The organism is Mycobacterium hackensackense, from assembly GCF_025822555.1.
In the GTDB taxonomy this organism is placed as follows: Bacteria; Actinomycetota; Actinomycetes; order Mycobacteriales; family Mycobacteriaceae; genus Mycobacterium; species Mycobacterium fluoranthenivorans.
Map to the genome: position 1 here is coordinate 41930 of NZ_JACKUC010000020.1, position 18243 is coordinate 60172.

Annotated in this window: 19 protein-coding genes; 1 reads left to right on the forward strand and 18 read right to left on the reverse strand. The window is 65.6% G+C overall.

Annotated elements, in window-relative coordinates:
• Window position 1 precedes the first annotated feature (1 nt).
• The 11 genes from H7J86_RS00375 to fabG all read right to left on the reverse strand — a co-directional run bounded on the left by H7J86_RS00375 (window position 2) and on the right by fabG (window position 9860).
• Window positions 2-862 (reverse strand): SDR family oxidoreductase, encoded by an 861-nt coding sequence (locus tag H7J86_RS00375; protein ID WP_167162670.1) that lies wholly within the window; start codon window positions 860-862, stop codon window positions 2-4.
• A gap of 85 nt (window positions 863-947) precedes the next feature.
• Window positions 948-2150, reverse strand: a complete 1203-nt coding sequence (locus H7J86_RS00380) for an acetyl-CoA acetyltransferase (protein WP_267288670.1) — start codon at window positions 2148-2150, stop codon at window positions 948-950.
• The gene (locus H7J86_RS00385) at window positions 2140-3495 is read right to left on the reverse strand and encodes an OB-fold domain-containing protein (RefSeq protein ID WP_267288672.1); all 1356 of its coding nucleotides are present in this window, start codon (window positions 3493-3495) and stop codon (window positions 2140-2142) included. The genes H7J86_RS00380 and H7J86_RS00385 overlap by 11 nt, the downstream gene beginning before the upstream one ends.
• Window positions 3492-4700 (reverse strand): acetyl-CoA C-acetyltransferase, encoded by a 1209-nt coding sequence (locus H7J86_RS00390; RefSeq protein WP_267288674.1) that lies wholly within the window; start codon window positions 4698-4700, stop codon window positions 3492-3494. Before H7J86_RS00390 ends, H7J86_RS00385 begins: the two co-directional genes overlap by 4 nt.
• Window positions 4697-4951, reverse strand: a complete 255-nt coding sequence (locus H7J86_RS00395; RefSeq protein WP_167162663.1) for a hypothetical protein — start codon at window positions 4949-4951, stop codon at window positions 4697-4699. The genes H7J86_RS00390 and H7J86_RS00395 overlap by 4 nt, the downstream gene beginning before the upstream one ends.
• A 9-nt stretch (window positions 4952-4960) precedes the next feature.
• Window positions 4961-5482: an aromatic-ring-hydroxylating dioxygenase subunit beta gene (locus tag H7J86_RS00400; RefSeq protein ID WP_235633117.1), complete on the reverse strand. Its 522-nt coding sequence runs from the start codon at window positions 5480-5482 to the stop codon at window positions 4961-4963.
• 17 nt (window positions 5483-5499) lie between these two features.
• A complete protein-coding gene (locus tag H7J86_RS00405; RefSeq protein WP_267288676.1) occupies window positions 5500-6768 on the reverse strand; it encodes an aromatic ring-hydroxylating oxygenase subunit alpha in 1269 nt (422 codons plus the stop codon).
• The gene (locus H7J86_RS00410) at window positions 6765-7550 is read right to left on the reverse strand and encodes an enoyl-CoA hydratase/isomerase family protein (protein WP_267288678.1); all 786 of its coding nucleotides are present in this window, start codon (window positions 7548-7550) and stop codon (window positions 6765-6767) included. Before H7J86_RS00410 ends, H7J86_RS00405 begins: the two co-directional genes overlap by 4 nt.
• Entirely contained in the window at window positions 7547-8350 is an 804-nt protein-coding gene (locus H7J86_RS00415) for an enoyl-CoA hydratase/isomerase family protein (RefSeq protein WP_090364163.1), read from the reverse strand. The genes H7J86_RS00410 and H7J86_RS00415 overlap by 4 nt, the downstream gene beginning before the upstream one ends.
• A complete protein-coding gene (locus H7J86_RS00420) occupies window positions 8347-9117 on the reverse strand; it encodes an enoyl-CoA hydratase/isomerase family protein (RefSeq protein WP_267288680.1) in 771 nt (256 codons plus the stop codon). Before H7J86_RS00420 ends, H7J86_RS00415 begins: the two co-directional genes overlap by 4 nt.
• Window positions 9114-9860 carry a 3-oxoacyl-ACP reductase FabG gene (gene fabG / locus H7J86_RS00425; RefSeq protein ID WP_267288682.1) on the reverse strand — a complete coding sequence of 249 codons (747 nt, stop codon included), beginning with the start codon at window positions 9858-9860 and terminating at the stop codon, window positions 9114-9116. The genes H7J86_RS00420 and fabG overlap by 4 nt, the downstream gene beginning before the upstream one ends.
• 114 nt (window positions 9861-9974) lie before the next feature.
• Between fabG and H7J86_RS00430 the strand changes: the two genes are divergently transcribed.
• A complete protein-coding gene (locus tag H7J86_RS00430; RefSeq protein ID WP_090364157.1) occupies window positions 9975-10772 on the forward strand; it encodes an SDR family NAD(P)-dependent oxidoreductase in 798 nt (265 codons plus the stop codon).
• 5 nt (window positions 10773-10777) lie between these two features.
• Here H7J86_RS00430 and H7J86_RS00435 read toward each other — a convergent pair whose 3' ends face one another.
• The 7 genes from H7J86_RS00435 to H7J86_RS00465 are packed head-to-tail and all read right to left on the reverse strand — an operon-like array spanning window position 10778 to window position 18228.
• Window positions 10778-11362, reverse strand: coding sequence for a hypothetical protein (locus H7J86_RS00435; RefSeq protein ID WP_267288683.1), 585 nt, complete (start codon window positions 11360-11362; stop codon window positions 10778-10780).
• A 39-nt stretch (window positions 11363-11401) separates the two neighbouring features.
• Entirely contained in the window at window positions 11402-11986 is a 585-nt protein-coding gene (locus H7J86_RS00440; protein ID WP_139170275.1) for an Rv1363c family protein, read from the reverse strand.
• Entirely contained in the window at window positions 11950-13419 is a 1470-nt protein-coding gene (locus tag H7J86_RS00445) for an MCE family protein (RefSeq protein WP_187095962.1), read from the reverse strand. Before H7J86_RS00445 ends, H7J86_RS00440 begins: the two co-directional genes overlap by 37 nt.
• Window positions 13420-14559 carry a virulence factor Mce family protein gene (locus H7J86_RS00450; RefSeq protein ID WP_187095963.1) on the reverse strand — a complete coding sequence of 380 codons (1140 nt, stop codon included), beginning with the start codon at window positions 14557-14559 and terminating at the stop codon, window positions 13420-13422.
• Entirely contained in the window at window positions 14556-15845 is a 1290-nt protein-coding gene (locus H7J86_RS00455) for an MCE family protein (protein WP_267288684.1), read from the reverse strand. Before H7J86_RS00455 ends, H7J86_RS00450 begins: the two co-directional genes overlap by 4 nt.
• Complete coding sequence (locus H7J86_RS00460; RefSeq protein WP_187095965.1) at window positions 15842-17203, reverse strand: MCE family protein; 1362 nt, start codon at window positions 17201-17203, stop codon at window positions 15842-15844. The genes H7J86_RS00455 and H7J86_RS00460 overlap by 4 nt, the downstream gene beginning before the upstream one ends.
• Window positions 17200-18228, reverse strand: coding sequence for an MCE family protein (locus H7J86_RS00465; protein WP_187095966.1), 1029 nt, complete (start codon window positions 18226-18228; stop codon window positions 17200-17202). The genes H7J86_RS00460 and H7J86_RS00465 overlap by 4 nt, the downstream gene beginning before the upstream one ends.
• Window positions 18229-18243 lie beyond the last annotated feature (15 nt).

Here is an 18243-nt window from a genome sequence, read left to right on the forward strand (position 1 = left end):
CTCAGACGGGGTTGCTGCCGAGCTTGGCGTCGGACATATCGCTGATCTGCGACCACTTCGCCGTGATCTCCGCCAGGCTGGGCTGGGCGGTGAAGGTGACGCCGTCGTTCTGGAACTGCGCCACGCGCTGCACCAGGCCGCCGCCGACGACGAACACCGATGCGGTGTCCTCGTTCTCGGCGGATACCAGATAGCCGACCGCCGGAGCGACGAGTTCGGGATTCAGCTTGTCCAACAACTCCTGCGGGGCGATGTCGGCAGTCATCCGGGTCGCTGCCATGGGCGCAATGGCGTTCGCGGTGATGGAGTACTTCGCGCCTTCGATCGCCAACGTGTTGATCAGACCGACCAGACCGGCCTTGGCTGCCGCGTAGTTCGCCTGGCCGAAGTTGCCGTACAGGCCGCTGGTGGAAGTCGCGACGACGATCCGGCCGAACTTCTGCTCGCGGAAGTGCGGCCACGCGGCACGGATCACGTTGAAACCACCGTAGAGGTGCACCTTCTGCACGGCGTCCCAGCTGTCTGCCGTCATCTTGTGGAAGGCACCATCGCGCAGGATGCCGGCGTTGCTCACCACGCCGTGCACCGCGCCGAACTCGTTGAGCGCGGTATCGATGATCGCCGCCGCACCACTTTCATCGGCCACGGAATCGTAGCTCGCCACTGCCTTTCCGCCGGCGCTGCGGATCTCCTCGACCACGGTGTCGGCGGCCTGGGTTCCCGCGCCGGAGCCGTCCCGAGCGCCACCGAGGTCATTGACGACGACGAGTGCGCCGTTGGCCGCCAGGAACCGGGCGTACGAGCGCCCCAAGCCGTTTCCCGCACCCGTGACAACAACAACCTTGTCTTGAACACCCGACACTTGAGCTCCTCCGTTAACTGTGCTTTGCGATTGAATCTAGGTTAGAAAAAAGTCTCGCGTCAAGGCAGCCGCAGCGCGCCGGCCACTACTGGAGCCGGCGTGGCTCCCGTGACACCACCGAGACGAACGACACGCACCCACCGGGCCGCCCGCCCAGATTGTGCGTCAGCGCGGTGTGTGGATCGGCCAGCTGTCGTTCGCCGGCTTGTCCACGGAATTGCAGCCACGCCTCGTAGAGCATGCGCAATCCACTGGCGCCCACCGGGTGACCGAACGACTTCAACCCGCCGTCGGGATTGACCGGCAGCCGTCCACCCGCGTCGAATTCGCCAGCCAGCACGTCCTTCCAGGCCTGCCCGGTGTCGGAGAACCCGAGATCCTCCATCAACACGATCTCGGTCGGTGTGAAGCAGTCGTGCACCTCGGCCAGCGACAACTGCTCGGCCGGACGCTCGATTCCCGCCTGGGCGTAGGCATCTTTGGCCGCCTTCACCACCTCGGGAAACGTCGTGTAGTCGTACGCCGAGTCCATCGATCCACGCGTCGATCCCGCGATCAGCGACAGCGCCTCGACGTACATGGGTGTGTCGGTGAACTCGTGCGCCCGCTCGGCGGAGACGATCAGGGCGCAGGCCGCCCCGTCGGACACGCCGGAACAGTCGAACACCCCGAGGCGGCCGGCCACCTTCGGGGCACCGTCAATGGTCTCGCGGGCCACTGGGGAACGGAACTGGGCCTTCGGGTTTCGCGTGCCGTTGTCGTGGTTCTTCCAGGCGACGTGTGTCATCGCGGCCCGCATCTCGTCGGGGTGCACCCCGTAGCGGTCGCAATAGGCGGGATCGAGCAGCGAGAAAGCGGCCGGCGCGGTCATCGAGATCTCCGGCGCGGTACCGTCGCCCGGCGGGTCCTGCCGTAACAGCCCCGAATAGCCCGAGTCCTTGAGCTTCTCCACACCCACTGCCATCACGATGTCGTAGGCGCCCGCGGCGACGGCGTAGCACGCGTTGCGGAATGCCTCCGAACCGGTGGCGCAGAAGTTCTCGACACGGGTGACCGGTTTGTCGTCACTACCGATCGCGCGGCTCAGGGTCAGACCGCCCAGCCCCGAGCTCAGCGTGCCGAGCCAGTAGGCGTCCACATCCGCACGACCGACTTGGGGCACACCGGCAAGGCACTCCTGGTAGGCCTCGAGGATGAGGTCATCGGTGGAGGCGTCCCAGCGTTCGCCGAACTTGCTGCAGCCCATGGACACGACCGCGACCTTGCCTGCGATTCCGTTACTCGGCACTGTCCTGCACCGCCTTCCAGAAGTAGTCGTGCACACCGCCGGCGGTGAACAGCCGCCGGAAGGAGAACCGAACCCGGCTGCCGACCTTCAACTCCGAGGGTCGGGCGTCGGCCACCTCCAGGGTGCACCGTCCGCCGCCGTCGATGTCGATCACGGCTTGCACCATCGGCGGCGACGGCGAGAACGCCAGCCTGTCCACCGTGTAGGTGACGACCGTACCGGCCAGCTGCCCGGCCGCGACGTCAACCATATCGTCCACCGCGGCACACGATCGGCACACCCGCGTCGGCGGCAGATGACTGAAACCGCAGTGCGTGCAGCGTGATCCGGTGAATCCGAACTTCCACCGCTGCGATCGTGCGGCCGGTGGCGCAGCAGCCCGATCAGGTTCGGGCCTGCGAGGCGATTCCCGTTCGACGAGTCCGCGCCACGACAGGTAGGTCAGGTGCGGCACCGGGAGTCCGCCACCGCGCTGCGCGCTGAGCGCTGTGCGCTGACGAGCCCCGGTGAGCGTGGCAGTGGTGCGGAAGACGACGGCGTCACAGCCGTCCACGGCCGACAGAAGCAAGATGCTCTCGCCCGGTTCGGCGGTGTCGAGGGCGCCGGCCAGGGCGATGAGCGGATCGGCGGCACCGGTGTGCCCGACGGGCGAGGTGATGACCGATTTCTGGCCTTTGACCAAGGTGGCGGCGCGCTTGACCACAGCCGTGTTCGGGCAGGCGAGGACGACGTGATCGGCATCGGCCAGGCCGGCCGCATCCAGCGCCTCGCGCGCGGTCGACCGGATCAACGCGCTGTAGCGCTCGGCCCCGAACCGTTCCTCCCACTGGTACCCGGTGGGAGACGCCGGATCCCGCCACCGGTCCAGGAACTCGTCGGTCTGCGAACGGGCTACGAGAATCTCGGCGATGGGGTCACCGTCGCCGAACCACAGGGCCGCCGCGCCATCGCCGCCGGTCTTCTCGTCGGCCGACCCCGGTTTGCCGACGCGCACGTCGGCGGCGATGACCAGTCCCCCACCCCGCGCGCAGGCAAGCAATCCGGCGATGGCACTGCGGGCCGTACCGCCCAGATCGGCGGCCAACACGTCGGTGGGCAGACCGAGTGCCGCGTGCACCGCACTCGCGTTCGTCTTGTCGGCGTAGGCGGGCGTGGTGGTGGCCAGGTAGAGCGCCCCCGGGTGCGCACCTGGCTCCACCACCAGGCCGGCAGCGCTGACGGCCATGGTGGTCGAGTCTTCGTCGTACGAGGCGACCACCCGGTCGCCCCTGCGCAGGCCGATATCGGCTGCACTCAGTCGATGACGGGGTAGGTAGCTGCCGTACCGCAGCAATCCGAACGTCACGATGCCCCCCTGAACACGGCAGCGATCCCCTGCCCGCCGCCGATGCACATCGTCTCCAGGGCCAGCCCCCCACCGCGGCGCCGAAGTTCGTGGAGCATGGTGGCCAGGATGCGCACGCCGGTCGCCCCGATCGGGTGGCCGAGCGAGATGCCCGAACCGTTCACGTTCAATCGGTCCTCGACATCGGCCGGCTTGAGCCCCCACCCGGACAGCACCGCCAGCACCTGGACGGCGAAGGCCTCGTTGATCTCGATCAACGCGAGGTCATCAAAGGTCAAACCCGTTCGGCTGAAAAGCTTCTCGACCGCGCCGACCGGCCCGATACCCATCCGGGAGGGCTCGCAACCAACGGCGGCCCAGCCTTCCAGGAAACCGATCGGTTCCAGGCCCAGCGACTCCAGCCGATCCTCGGCCACGACGAGACACGCGGCGGCGGCATCGTTCTGTTGGGCGGCGTTCCCCGCGGTGACCGTGCCACCCGGCTGGACCGTGCGCAGTCGCGCCAGGGTGTCGATGGTGGTGTCGGGCCGCACGCCCTCGTCGGCGACCACCACGATCGGATCACCGCGCCGCTGAGGCACCTCCACGCTGACGAGTTCGTCGTCGAAGCGGCCGTTGTCCTGTGCTGCGACGGCGCGTCGATGGCTTCGCACCGCGAACTCGTCCGCAGTCGACCTGTCGATACCGTAATCGGTGGCGAGATTCTCCGCGGTTTCGATCATTCCGCAGATGGGACCGAACCGCCATACCGGCTGCGACATTTCACGTCCGCGGTCCAGGCGGTCATAGAGCATCTGGTTACCGGACCGCGAGCCCCACCGGGCGGTGGTGGTGTAGTGCTCGATATTGCTCATCGATTCCACACCACCGGCCAGGACGACATCGGCGGCACCGGTCTGCACCGTCATCGCTGCCGTGATGACGGCTTGCAGTCCACCACCACAGCGGCGGTCGATCTGCAGGCCGGAGACGGTGATCGGCAATCCGGCGTGCAGGGCCGCCCACCGACCGATACATGGGGCCTCGGAGTTGGCATAGGACTGCGCCATGACGACGTCTTCGATGACCTCGGGATCGATACCGCTCTGGGCGACCACGGACTTGATGACATGCGCCGCGAGGTCTTCGGCCCGCAGCGGTCGCAGGCTGCCGCCGAAGGTGCCCACCGGTGTGCGCAGCGGCGCGACGATGGCGGCGCGCCTCATTTGTCGCCCCGCCAGCGATCGGCCGACGGGTCGAGCAGGCTGTTGAGCCGCTCGTCGGGTAACCACACGATGGTCTCGAGTTCGAGTGCATCGAGGAAACGCACCCGGCCCGTGCGCAGGTCCACCAACTTCAGGCGTGGAGAATTGGCCTGGTCATCGATGCTCACGGCGACTTCGGCGAACTCGCTGCCGATGACAGCACCCACCCCCGGAATCGTCACCGGTGCCGACTCGTCGAACTGGATTCCCATGAATGCTCCTTAGATGAGGAAGCTCAGTGACGGCACCGGCTGGTCGGCGTCGACCAGCTGCACCTTCTTGTACGCCAGCCGCATCTCCCCATCGACGAGGCGCAGTCGGTAGGTGACCCGACCGCCCCAGATGTGGTTGCCGCGCGGGCGCGATTCGACGACCAGGAAGTTCGCCCCGACCTCAAGATCGAGGGAGCCTTCGGGATTCGGTCGCCCGCCGAGGAATTCGATGTTGGAGATCAGCCGGCGCAGATGTGACGGCGGAGCCTGGGCGTACCGGCGCCCGGTGCGCACCTGTTTGAGCCTGGTCGAGATTCGGCTGCGGTTGTCGTAGATGATCGACATCTGACGCGTGGGGTCGGATCCGCCTGAATCGGCAGGCACCCAGTACAACGCATCATCGGTCCACAGGGACTCCCACGCGTCGTAGTTGTTCTCGTCCGCGTAGCGCGCCTCCCGGTAGAGGAACTGTTCGACGGCGAATCGATCGAACTCCTCGGGCGCCGCCTCGAGCACGTCCGAGCCGTGCAGTGACGTGGTCACGGTGCTCAGTCCCTTTCCATCAGCGTCTTGTAGTGGGACCAGAAGCCGCGCATCCCCGTCTCATCGGTATTGGTACCGATCTTGAATCCGTTCTCGTCGACGGTTTCGCGGTTCATCCCCCGGCGCACATCGAGCCACTCGGGTGTCAGGGCGGCGATGCCCTGCTGATTGCGCTCATACATCTCGGTGTCGTCGGCGAGCAGCATGCCGGCCGGTCCCACCGAGCCGATGCACTGAGAAACCATGCGGCGATTTAGTTCTGGCGCACCGGCCAGTTGGACTGCGGTGGCATACTGCACGCACTGGTCCACCGCGACCGGCTGGATGTTGAAGACCTGAATTTCGGCAATGAACAGGTTCGGGAAGATCATCACGTGCGGCGCGCCTTCGATGAGGATCTGCTCGGCGGCCTCCCTATACTTGGCCCGCATCGCGGCAACGTAGTGGGGCACCCGCGATTCGGTGGTTCCGAACCAGCGCATCGGCTCGGCGTACTTGCGGAACTCCGGCCGCAGGTCGTTCTCGCTGTGTCCGCCGCCGAGGTCTCGGGTCACCGCGGTCGAGGAGTCACTGTAGAGCGGGCCGATGGTGCTGCCGGTGACGCCGAAGATGGATCCATGCACGAACTGGGGGTGGTAGCCATCGGTCTCGTTCTCGGCCAGCAACTTCCAGTTGGCCTGCGCCTTGTGCTGAAGCCAGCCGGCGGTGAGTTCCACCCGGCCCTCCGGCGACAGCCGGGTCAGCCGGTCGATCTCGCCGGCGGCGGCACCCAGATGCTCGACCAGCGACGGCCCGTCGGGTGCAAAGCTGCCGAAGACGAAGCCGCCGTAGGAGTCGACGCGCGGTACCCGCCCCATCGCGAGGTCCAGCTTGCGGTCGCCGTAACCCTTGAAGAACGGAAATCCGATGAGCTCGCCGTCATTTCGGAAGGTCCAGCCGTGGTAGGGGCAACGGAAGGTGCTGGAGTTGCCCTTGGCGTCATCACACACCTGGTTGCCACGATGAGCGCACCGATTGAGCAGCAGGTGCACCTCGCCGTCCCGGTCCCTGGTCATGATGACGTCCTGGGGTCCGAGCTTCTTGCGCACGTAGTCGTTGGGCTGGGCGACCTCACTCTCGTGGCCGACGAAAACCCAGGTGCGGTACCAGATCTTGGCCAGTTCTTCGGCGTAGATCGAGGCGTCGGTGTAGAGCGTGCCGTGCACCTTCTCCGGCCGGATTAGCCGGTCGTACCGGCTGCCGGTGTCCGCGGAGGGATCGATGACAGAGGTCATGAGTGAACTCCTTGTCGTGGGCCGAACGAGGGTCGCCGCTTCTCGCCGAAGGCGGCGACGCCTTCGGCGAAGTCGTCGCTGCCGAACAGTCGTGCCTGATGCGCGGCTTCATGATCGAGAACCTCGATCGGGGGCAAGGTGGGACTGATGGCCAGCAGGGCCTTGATGACGCCATAGGCCTGCGCAGGTCCCGCGGCGAGCCGGTGCGCGTCGGTGCGCGCGGCCGCCAGGGCTCCGCCGGGTTCGGTGGTGGCGTCGACCAGCCCCCAACTCTCGGCAAGCCGTGCGTCGATCGGGTGCGGGAGCATCAGCATCTGCCGGGCACGGGCCGTGCCGACCCGACGTGGCAGCGACGCGAATGCGCCCATGTCGCCGGCGAGCCCGACGTTGGTGAAGGTCGTCGCGAAACGGGCGTCGCTGCCGGCGACGACGCGGTCGCAGGCCGCTGCCAGCGCGGCACCGGCACCGAATGCGGCGCCTTCGACCGCGGCGATGACCGGTTTCGGGGTGTTCCAGATGGCCCGGATCACGCGCTGTGCCAGTTGCGCGCGGTCCATGGCTTCGGTTTCGGACATGAGCTTCATCGTGGAGATGTCACCGCCCGAGCAGAATGTGCTGCCCGCACCGGTGAGGATGATCGCCCGCACCCCGGTGTCGGCATCCGCCGATTCCAGGGCATCGGCCAGTTCCAGCCGCAGCGGGATGTCGATCGCGTTGCGCACCTGCGGGCGATTGAGGGTGAGGGTGCGCACGGCACCGTCATCCTCGATGAGGACGTTCATCGCCCGGTGAACTTCGGTGCTCGCCGTTCGATGACGGCGCGAAGCCCCTCCAGGGCATCGGCTGTGCCGGACAACTCCGAGACGGTGCGCGATTCCTCCGGGAGCCGCTCCTCGATCGAGGCACCGACACCCGACCACACCAGCCGTTTGGTGGCCGACAGTGCCTTGGTGGGCATCGCGGCCAGCTCGGCGGCAATGGTCTCGGCGCGATCGGTGAGCTCGGCGTCGTCGACGACCTCGGTGATCAGTCCGATCGCCGCGGCCTCGGTCGCAGTCAACGTGGGGTTGGTGAGCAGGATGCGCAACGCCTGACGCAACCCCACCAGCTGCGTGAGAGTGACCGAGGACCCGCCATCGGGTGCCATCCCGACCCGCACGGCCCCGGAGAAGAACTTGGCCGACTGCGCGGCGATGACGATATCGGAGGCGCAGACCAGTCCGAGTCCGCCGCCACCGGCCGCGAACCCCTGTACGGCGGTGACCACCGGTACCCGCAGTTGGATGAGGGCTGCGGTTGCCAGCTGTAGCCAGGCGGTGGCTTCGCGCAGGTAATCCGGCAGAGCCTCACCTTTGGATTCGAAGGTGTGAATGTCACCGCCGGCGCAGAAATTACGGCCTGCTCCGGTGAGCAGCACCACTGTGACCGCAGGGTCGGCGTGGCAGGCGAGCACCGCCTCGTGCAGTGCCTTGAGGGTTTCGACGTTGAGACCGTTCGACGTGCCAGGGCGGTTCAGCCGGATACTGGCGACACCGTTGGGCGCGACCTCTCGTAATACTGCGGCGTCGATCGCTGTGGTCATGCCTTGACCTCTCTGTTCTTGAATGCCGATACCCCGGCTTGGCCGGCCTGACCGCCGATGCGCCAGACGACGGCATCGGTCTCGTCGGAGTTTGCGATGTCGAAATCCTTGTTGAGACCGTCGATCACCAGCCGCTTGATGGTGGTGAGGGCCGAGCGGTCACGTCCGGCCAGTTTCGCCAGGAACGTTTCGACGGATTCGTCGAAGGTTTCCGCAGGAAAGCCCTTGTAGGCCAAGCCCAATTGGACGGCAGCCGAACCGGTGATCTTGTCGCCGGACAACAGCAGCCCCAGGGCCTGCTGCCGGCCGAGCAGGCGCGGCAGGCGTGCGGTGCTACCCCCGCCGGGAATCATGCCGAAGTTGATGTGGTTGTCCGCGATCCGTGCCTCGTCGGCGACCAGCACGAGGTCGGCGGCCTGCATCAGCTCGAAACCACCGGCCATGGCCACACCTTCGATGGCTGCCACGACCGGCACCTTCGCGCGGGTGATCGCCTCACAAGCGGCTTTGAACGAGGTGAACAACGTCCGCAACTCGGCGGAGCCTTCGGCGCGCAACCTCTGTACTTCGTCGAAATCGCCTCCGGCGCAGAAATTCCCGCCGGCCCCGCGGATCACGATGACATTGACGTCCTGACGGTCGCCGAGCTGGTCGATCGCGCTCTCCAGCGCATGGGCGAGCGCGACGTTGATCGCGTTCATCCGATCCGGCCGATTCAGCGTGACGCGCCCGATACCGCCTTCGATATCGCTGAGAACAGATTTCACATGTACCTCCCGCCACCCACTTCGATCACCGTTCCGGTGATGTAGCTGGACAGTTCTGAGCCCAGGAACACGACGGCGCCGGCCACCTCGCCTGGTTCGCCGGCACGCTTCATCGGCACATCGGCTTCGCGTTGAGCGAAGACATCCGGAGGCATGGCCGCGGTCATCGGCGTGCGGATCAGGCCGGGTTGCACCGCATTGATCCGCACGTTGTGGTGGGCCACCTCTTTGGCGGCCGCCTTCGTCAGGCCCACGATTCCGGCCTTGGCGGCGCTGTAGTTGGTCTGGCCGGGGTTACCCGACTTGCCCGACAGCGACGAGATGTTGACGATGCTGCCGGACTTCTGCTCCCGCATCACCGCCGAAGCCTCACGGATGCCGAGCCAGGTACCGCGCAAGTGCACCGTGATGACCGCATCGAAGTCGGCGACCTGCATCTTCTTCAGGGAGGCGTCACGCGTGATACCGGCGTTGTTGACGAACACGTCCAGGCGCCCGAAGTCGCGACACGTGTTCGCCACCAGCGTCTGCACCTGGTCTTCTGCCGTCACATCGCACACCGCGCCGACGCAGTCGAGATCCGGGGTGGCGATGTCGCGTGCCGCACGGGCCGTGGCGTCCCCGTCGAGATCGGCCAGCACCACCTGCGCTCCGTGCTGGTGCAACGTGCGCGCGATCTCGAGGCCGATCCCCTGGGCGGCGCCGGTGACCACCGCAACCTTGCCCTGCAGCAGTTTCTCCATACCCGTCTCCCGTCGACACCTCCGGCATAGACAAATCTAGCCGATATTTCTAATCTAGGTTAAATCAAGTGGCTACGGTGATTCAACAGGCCACGTCGAGGAAGAAGGACCACCATGGATCTGGGATTGTCAGGAGCACGGGTCGTCGTGACCGGTGGCGCCTCCAACATTGGCCGGGGAATCGTGCACGCGTACGCCGCCGAAGGCGCCCGAATCGTGTTGAACGACATCGACGAACCCCAGGCCAAGAAGGTGCGGGACGAGGCCCTCGACCTCGGAGCCGCAGCAGTGGAACTGGCCATCAACGATCTGACGACCCCCGGGGGCGCGGAGGACACCATCGGCCTGGCGGTCACCACCTGGGGTGGTGTCGACGTGGTGGTCAACAACGCCGGCTGGAGTGTGCCCGGTTTCGTCGCCACCGATACCGATCGCGACAAATGGCAGCGCACCATCGAGGTGAACTTCTACAGTGCGGTGGCCACCACACAGGCGGCCATCGGCCCGATGAAGAACGACGGCGGTGGCGCGTTGGTGTTCATCGCCAGCGACGCGGCGTTCGGTCAGATACGCCAGGGCATCTACGGCGCTTCGAAGGCCGCCATGGTCGCGTTCGCGCGTACCACCGCACGCGAACACGGCCGCCATGGAATCCGCTCCAACATCGTCTGTCCGGGCCTGGTGATGCCGGAGAGTGCCGACGCCGTGGGCGCCTCCAGCCTGTGGGCCGTGGGCGAAGATGAAGTGTTCAACCCCAACCAGATCGAGTTCATGCTCAAAGACACTCCGATGCGCCGGTTGACGACCGCCGAGGATGTCGCTCGGGCGGTGCTGTGGTTCTCCTCGCCGCTGGCTGCACGCCAGGTGACCGGGCAGATGATCTCGGTGAGCGGCGGCTACACGATGCCGTGATCCGGTCAGATGGGCTCGAAGGAGGAGATCAACCACTGCCCATCGACCTTGTCCAGACCGACCCGCACCGATGAGGCGGTGTCGATGGGCGCATCGGTACCGACGATCGACGTCTGGTTGACGAAGACCAAGACCTCTGCGTGGCCGACGGATGCCGAAATCGAGCCCGCTGCAGGGACGTTCGCGATCGCCGAGATCTTCTTCTCCCGAGCGCCGGGGATCACCACATCATGGATCAGCTTTGCGTAGGAGTCACGGAATGCGCCCGTCAGCCGTGCCTGAGCGGCGCCGAGCGTCTGCTCGACGGTATCCGGCTGGTAGGAAAGCAGCGCGACGGTGCCCTCGAGCGCGGCCTGCACCGACGCGGTGGCGGCCGCCCGGGCATCCCGCGAGGATCCGTCCACCCACTTCAACCATCCGGTGACGCCACCGAGTACGACCACAAGCAGCGGCACCACGATATAGGCGACCACCTGCCGCCATGACATACGGTTCTTTGCAGCCGAATTCGTCGAGGTCGCCGGCTCGCTCTCCTTGTCGATGAGGTCGGCAGATGAGGTCGGCGCGCTGGTCATGCTAGGGGCGGTCACGTGAATCCTTCTCGCGGTTCGGAACTGATGATGAAGTGCCTAGGGCACGAAGGCGACGTTGGATACCTTGACCTCGTTACCCAGTCTCTGTACCGAGATCCGCATCCGCCACGACCGAGGCCGTTGTTCTGTCCCGTCTGCGACAGTCGTCTTGACGCTCACCGCGACCAATACCTGCGCGTCCTGATCGGTCTCGGACTCGACACCGGCCGAGACCACCGTTCCCACGGACTTGGACTGCGTCTTCTTCACCACCTCGATGAAAGGCTGTGCGCGATTGTTGAAGTCGTCGTAGAACGCGCCGGTTGCCGAGTCCAGAATGCGCTTCACATCGCCTTCGACCTCGCGGTGATCGATCGTGGTGAGATCGGTCGCGGCTTGCCGCGCCACGTCGACAAACGTTGTCTGCCGTTGGTCGAGCTGCCGGGACTGATGGGCCCGCACGCCGATCCAACCCCCCAGCGATGCCACGCCGATGACGGCGACGAGACCGCCCACCAAGGCGATCTTTGTCGGGTCGCGGCGCCATGCGCGTGATGCGCCGTCCTGGTCCGACAGGTACTCCGCGGTGTCCGCGGTTGCTGTCGTCACTTCGGGTTCGGCGGCATCATCATCGACTGCCATGTCTGCTCCTGAGCATTGTGGGCCAGGTTGGCCTGGGTGTAGACGTGGCCGTCCGGACCGAGGTAACTACCCGTGGCCGGGTCGTACTGCGCCACGGCGATCGGCGGAGCAACCGGGCCCGGCGGCGCGGTCCCCGGTGTACCGGTAGGAGCCGGCCCCGCCGCGGGCGGCAGCTGCGGAATCGGCTGCCCGGACAACGTGGCGTTGGGGTCGCCCTTCCAGTTGAAGCCGTCGTTGAGGGGGACATAGTTCTCGTCGCTCTCACACATCTTCACCGTCGGCGCGCGCTTACCCGGACGTGTTTCGCACGGATAGTTGCGCGCACCCCGCACGTTGAATTGCGAGTCCTGTGGTACCCGGCAATAGAATTCACCGGCCGGGCGGTCCGGATAGTCGGTGAGACTGGTCGTCCGGGCCTGCTGTGGCGGGAGATAGCCGGTCAGGCATGGTGGCGGCAGGTTGAGGTTCAGGTTGAAGCTCAAGAAGGCACCTTTGTACGCCTGCTTGGTATTGCGGTTGGTGACGCCTGCACCCTGTACCACCTCGACGGCTGACGGGGCGAGAACCAGCAGCTGTTCGATATTCGGCTGATAGGTCACCGCCACATTGCCGATCGTGACCAGGTTCGCCAGGACCACCGGCAGGGTGGGCTGCAACCGGTCGAACAACTGCCGGACCTGATCTGCTGCTTCCGGCCCGTCTTTGAGGATCCCCCGGACCGACGTGTCCTCGCGCTTCAGTTGCGATGTCACCGACGCCAGGTTGGCGGCCCAGGTCTCGATCGAGCCGGCGGTCGCGGTCTGCGAATCGAGGATGGGTCTGGAGTTGTCGATCAGATTGGTGAGTGAGTCGAGATTCTTGCGTGCGTCGATCGCCAGTGTGGTGGAGCCCTTGACCAGTCTGGCCAGATCCGGTCCCAGTCCCCCGACCGCGGTGGCCGCCTCACTGACCGCCGTCTGCAGGTTGTCCCCGGGGATGGCGTCCAGACCCTTGTCCGTCGCCGCCAGCAGCGTGCTGATATCAGGAGGAACCGAGGTGCGATCCCTCGGGATGACATCGCCTGCCTTCAGCGGACTTCCATCCCCGTGCGGCAGCAGGGCGACATACTGCTCACCGATCGATGACGCACTGTGCACTTCGGCCGTCAGGTCACTGGGAATCGGGATTCCGGATTTCAGCGCAAGATCGGCGACCACCCCGTTGTCGTCGAGACGGACATCGGTCACCTTGCCGACCTCGGTGCCCCGGTAGGTGACGTTGGCGTTCTTGTAGAGACCTGCCGCCGCGGGCAACTCGACGGAGACCTTGTACTGACCGACGCCGAACAGCAGGCCGGGCAGACCCATGTAATTGAAGATCATGATGGTCCCGCCTACCAGCGTGATCACGGCGAAGAACGCCAGCTGGATGAGGACTCGTCTGCTGAGAACCATCTAGGGCCCCTGATTCAGGTGGTACGGAATGATCAATGGATTGCCTGAGGTGTAAGGACTCGGCAATTGACCGATGGTGCGGCCCCATTGCATTTCGAGTTCGGTCAGGTTGCCCTCCCACCGCGTGCCGGTGAGGAAGGACGAGTCGAGCCGGCTCAGTGTCAGATCGATGATCGCGGTCAGGTTCGCATAGTCACCGCGGAACCACTTGCTCAGCGTCTCCTTCGCGAAGGGGTACACCGAGAAGAAGCTCAGGGAACGGGTGAGTGCAGGCCCGGAGTCGGCCAGCGACTTCAGCACAGGGCCGATGTCCTTGAGTTCCTGGACCAGTGCGTCTTTGGTCTGGTTGGCCGAATCTGCGGCCAGCGCACTGAATTTGCCGAGCTGATCGAGGGTGTCGGCCAGCTTGGTGCGTTCATCTTTGATGACTGCCAACGCATCCGGGATGGTATCCAGAGCCTTGTCCACCACGGGCCTCTGCTCGGCGAACCCGGAGACCAGATTGTTGAGGCTGTCGGTGGCGGCGATGATGTCGTCGGTCTGAGCATTGGTGTTCCGCACGAACGTGTCGAGTTGTGTGATCAGACTTCTCAGATCTTTCTCGCGTCCGGCGAACGCCGTGCCGAATGCCGTGGTGATGTCTTGTATCTGACCGATACCGCCACCGTTGAGCAGCAGCGACACCGCGGCCAACGTCTGTTCCGTCGACGGGTACCCACCCCCGGATGCCAACGGGATCAACGACCCCTCGTGCAGTCTGCCCTCGGCCGGTTCGGCGACCGGTGGAGCCAGCTCGATGTGCAGTGAACCGAGCAGGCTGGTCTGACCGATCGTCGCGGTCGCGTTGGCGGGCAGTTTCACGTCACCGTTGAGGCGCATCGTCAGCAGAGCGTGCCAGCCCTGGCGTTCGATATTGGTCACCGTGCCCACGTTGACGTCCCCGACCCGGACGCGGGAGTTCTGCTGAATGTTGTTCACGTCCGGCATCTGCGCCTGGATGGTGAAGGCTCCGGGCCCGTCGCCCTCGGTACCCGGCATGGGGACGGAGTTCAAACCGTGCCATCCCCCGCAGCCGCTGAGCAGCATGGACAGCACGGTCACCGCGATCACCACCGTGCCGAAACGCCTGGACGCCGTCATGAGCCTGCTCCGGCGGGGACCATCATTCCCGGAAGTCCTGCCGCGGGATCCGATTGAGCCGCCTCGGCCGGCAGCGGCGCTGCGGCGGCTGGGGCTGGGGCTGCCGGTGCCGGCGGGACATAGTCGGGACGCATCCAGTCCTCGCTGTAGGTCACTTCGTTCGGCCGCGCGGTGGCGCCGACGATGGGGTTGCCACCGATCGGGAAGAAGTTCATCTGGCGGTTCTTCACAATCGGGGCCAGGTACTGCACGCACAGCTTCGACGATTGCTCGGCGTTGAGTCGTGACGCGGCCTGGACCGCACCACAGATGAAGCTGATCGGATCGCTGAAGTTGTTCGTCGACAGGGCGCCGGACAACGTTCCCTGCGCGGGCTGATAGATGTTGATGAAGTTCTGCAAGACGGTCGGCGAGATGTGCAGCAACTGCTTGACATCGTCGATGCTCTCGGTGACCGTCTGCGACACCGCAGCCAGTTTGTCGGAGGTGGTGCCCAGTGATTCCTTGTTGTCTGCCACGAATTTCGACACTGATCGCGAGACATCGCTGACATTGCGCACGGCGTTGCTCACCTCAGCCGGGTCGTCGGCGAGAGCCCCGCTGACCGACGCGAGATTCTGGTTGAGTTGCTTCATCAGACCCGAGCTGTCCTGCAGCGCCGAGACCAGCAGTGACAGATTCCGCAGCGTGCTGAACAGGTCGCTGCTGTGGTCACCGAGCGCCGAGGTCGCCTGGGACAACTTGACCAGGGTGTCGTGGATGCTCGCCCCACGACCGCGCAGGTTGTCCGCGGCGGTGTTGACCAGAGACCCGAGTGTGCTGGTACCGCCGGGTTCGGTGGGCTGCAGCATCTCGGTCAAACGCTGCAGCTGGGTACGGACATCGTCCCATTCGACCGGGACGGCGGTCCGCTCCCGCGGGATGACGGCCCCGTCGGCCAACGTCGGTCCCGCGGTGTAGGCGGGCGTGAGCTGAATGGCCCGGGCGGTGACCAGCGAGGGCGCGAGGATGACCGCCTTGGCGTCGGCCGGCACCTTGTACTTGTCCTGCACCCAGAAGCTGACCTTCGCCCGCTGCGGCTCGACGTCGATCCGGTCGATCTCGCCGACCGGGACGCCGAGGATGCGGACTTCGTCACCGACGAAGAGTCCGTTCGTGTTGTCGAAGTAGGCGACGACCTGGGTGCGCGAGATGTTCGTCGTCGCCGGGATGACCACGACGAGCCCGGCGATCAGCAGTAGCGCGAAGAGGGCCACCACGGCAATGCGGATGCGCGGTTGTGTCATTGGTGTTCTCCTGCAACGGGAGTGCCGTCGGGACCGATTTCACCGGGCGCGGGCTGGTAGACGGCGCTCGGAGTCGGCTCGGGCACGGACACGTGGCCTGGGGATTCGGGCGCCGGTGGACCGGGCGGGGGTCCGCCGGGCGCCGCCGGTGGACCGGGGTCGCGGTAGGGATAGCACCCGGGGCCGGGCAGCGGGATGCCCGGCGGCCCGCATTGCTGATCGCCGGGATTGCCGGTGATAGCGTCCGGGATGGTCATCCTGGGCTCGCCGCTCTGCCCGGTCCGCGGGAACGGAACGGGAAGTGCCGGGGTGCCGGGCTGGCCGGTCTGGGGGTCGGTGCGCTGGGAGGGCGCGAGCACGTGTGGGTCCAGGCCGAGGTCCGAGAAGGCGGCGTCGATGAACGGCTGAACGAACTGCCCCGGCAACAGGTTGGACAGGTAGGCCTTGAAGAACGGACCCGATGCCACCGACTCGCCGAGTGCGAAGGCGTACGACGTGAAGCCCTTGATCGACTGCTGGACTTCGGCTTTCCGATTGGCGACGATGGTCAGCGCGCCGTTCAGCTTGTCCAGAGCCGGTTTGAGCGTGTCACGGTTGTCACCGATGAACCCGTTGATCTGGGCCGCCAGCGCCGAGATGTTGTTCGAGATCTGATCCAGCGCGGCGCGCTGACCCTCCAGTGCTATCAGCAACGCGTTGGAATCACGTACGAGTTGGACGATCTTGTCACTGCGCTCGGCGAGAACGCTGGTCGCCTTGTTCGCGTTGGCCAGCAGGTTGCGTAGTTGGTCGTCACGGCGGTTGAGGGTGTCCGAGAAGCGACCGACACCGTCCACGGCGAGCCGGAGGTCTTCCGGGGTGTTGCGAAAGGTGTCGGCCAGTGTGGACAGCGAGGCGGACAGCTGATCGGTGTTCAATCCGCTGATCTGAGCCGTGATGTCGCCGAGCGCATCCGGCAGCTGATATGCCGACGTGGTGCGCTCCAGCGGGATGACGTCCTTCTGCTCTCCGTCACCGCGTGGGGTGATGTCCAGAATCTTGGACCCCAGCAGGCTTTTCGTCTTGACCGCGGCTTCGGTGCGATCACCCAGGTGCACATCGTCGTCGACCTGGAACCGGACGAGAACCTTTGCGCCGTCTAGGGAGATGCTCTCGACCTTGCCGATCTTGAATCCGGAGACCTGCACCTCGGCACCGGACGTGAGACCACCCGCTTCGGCGAAATAGGCGGCGTAGCTGGTCTGCGCGGACACCAGGGGCAGCTTGTCGTAGTTGAGGACACCGACGCCGATCGCCGTCACCGCGACGACTCCGACGGCACCGATGACGAACGGGTTTCGTTCTTGGAATGCCTTCATCGCGGAGTGCACCTACCCGAATCCTGGCCTGCCATCTTGACGTAGACGGGCTGTCCACCTTTACCGTTGAGCTTCAACACCAAGTCGCAGATGTAGAACGAGAAGTAGTCGCCGTTGAGGCCCTGCCGTCCCAGAATTCGGTACGACTCGGGCAGGGTGGCCAAGAGATTGTCGACGTAGTCGTGGTCGGCGACCACGATGCCGGCTGTCCGGTCGGTCTCCTTGACCATGGTGGCCAGCGGCGGCCGCGCCTGGGCCAAGAGATCGGCGATGCTGCCGGCCGCGGCATTCGTATACGCCACGGCATTGCTCAGATCGCCTTTTCGCGATTCGAGGGTGTGCACGATCTCCGACAGTGAATCGACTGCGGTGCCGAACTTCTCCTTCTGATCGCCGAGGGAACCGAGCACGGTGTTGAGATTGGTCACGACCTGGCCCACCAGCTGGTCGCGGTCGGCCAGGGTGTTGGTCAGTGCCGCGGTCTGCGAGAGAAACGAGCCGACCGTCGCGCCCTGACCTTGTAATGCCGAAAGTAGTTGTCCGCTCAGCGCATTCACCTGGTTGGGATCCAAGGCGCGGAACAACGGCCGGAAGCCACCGATCAGGGCGTCCAGGTCCAGGGCGGGTGAGGTGCGGTCGACGGGGATGGTGGCGCCGGGCTGCAGCAGCCTGGGTGACCCGGTGCCCTCTTCGAGGGCCAGGTAGCGACCGCCGATGACGTTGTCGTAGCGGATCGCTGCGCGGCTACCTTCGGTCAGCACGACCGAGTCCTGCGCGGTGAACTCGACGGTCACGGTGCTGTCCTTGTTCAGCGCGATGCGCTTGACCTTGCCGACTTCGACACCGGCGATGCGCACGAAGTTTCCGTTCTCCAGTCCGGTCACATTCGTGAACACCGCGCGAAACGTCCGCGCCTCATCGAAACGGAACTGCGCGAAAATCGTGAGCAGTGCGAACATTCCCAGTGCTGCCACGATCACGAACACGGTGAGCCGCCAGGCTGCGCCTGACAGGTTGTCTCTCACGTCGTCGGCCTCTCA

Excerpts from the sequence above, each read along its gene's own strand:
- H7J86_RS00390 (WP_267288674.1), bottom strand. The coding sequence starts at position 4,700 with ATGAGGCGCGCCGCCATCGTCGCGCCGCTGCGCACACCGGTGGGCACC.
- H7J86_RS00395 (WP_167162663.1), bottom strand. The coding sequence starts at position 4,951 with ATGGGAATCCAGTTCGACGAGTCGGCACCGGTGACGATTCCGGGGGTG.
- H7J86_RS00405 (WP_267288676.1), bottom strand. The coding sequence starts at position 6,768 with ATGACCTCTGTCATCGATCCCTCCGCGGACACCGGCAGCCGGTACGAC.
- H7J86_RS00410 (WP_267288678.1), bottom strand. The coding sequence starts at position 7,550 with ATGAACGTCCTCATCGAGGATGACGGTGCCGTGCGCACCCTCACCCTC.
- H7J86_RS00415 (WP_090364163.1), bottom strand. The coding sequence starts at position 8,350 with ATGACCACAGCGATCGACGCCGCAGTATTACGAGAGGTCGCGCCCAAC.
- fabG (WP_267288682.1), bottom strand. The coding sequence starts at position 9,860 with ATGGAGAAACTGCTGCAGGGCAAGGTTGCGGTGGTCACCGGCGCCGCC.
- H7J86_RS00430 (WP_090364157.1), top strand. The coding sequence starts at position 9,975 with ATGGATCTGGGATTGTCAGGAGCACGGGTCGTCGTGACCGGTGGCGCC.
- H7J86_RS00440 (WP_139170275.1), bottom strand. The coding sequence starts at position 11,986 with ATGGCAGTCGATGATGATGCCGCCGAACCCGAAGTGACGACAGCAACC.
- H7J86_RS00445 (WP_187095962.1), bottom strand. The coding sequence starts at position 13,419 with ATGGTTCTCAGCAGACGAGTCCTCATCCAGCTGGCGTTCTTCGCCGTG.
- H7J86_RS00450 (WP_187095963.1), bottom strand. The coding sequence starts at position 14,559 with ATGACGGCGTCCAGGCGTTTCGGCACGGTGGTGATCGCGGTGACCGTG.
- H7J86_RS00455 (WP_267288684.1), bottom strand. The coding sequence starts at position 15,845 with ATGACACAACCGCGCATCCGCATTGCCGTGGTGGCCCTCTTCGCGCTA.
- H7J86_RS00460 (WP_187095965.1), bottom strand. The coding sequence starts at position 17,203 with ATGAAGGCATTCCAAGAACGAAACCCGTTCGTCATCGGTGCCGTCGGA.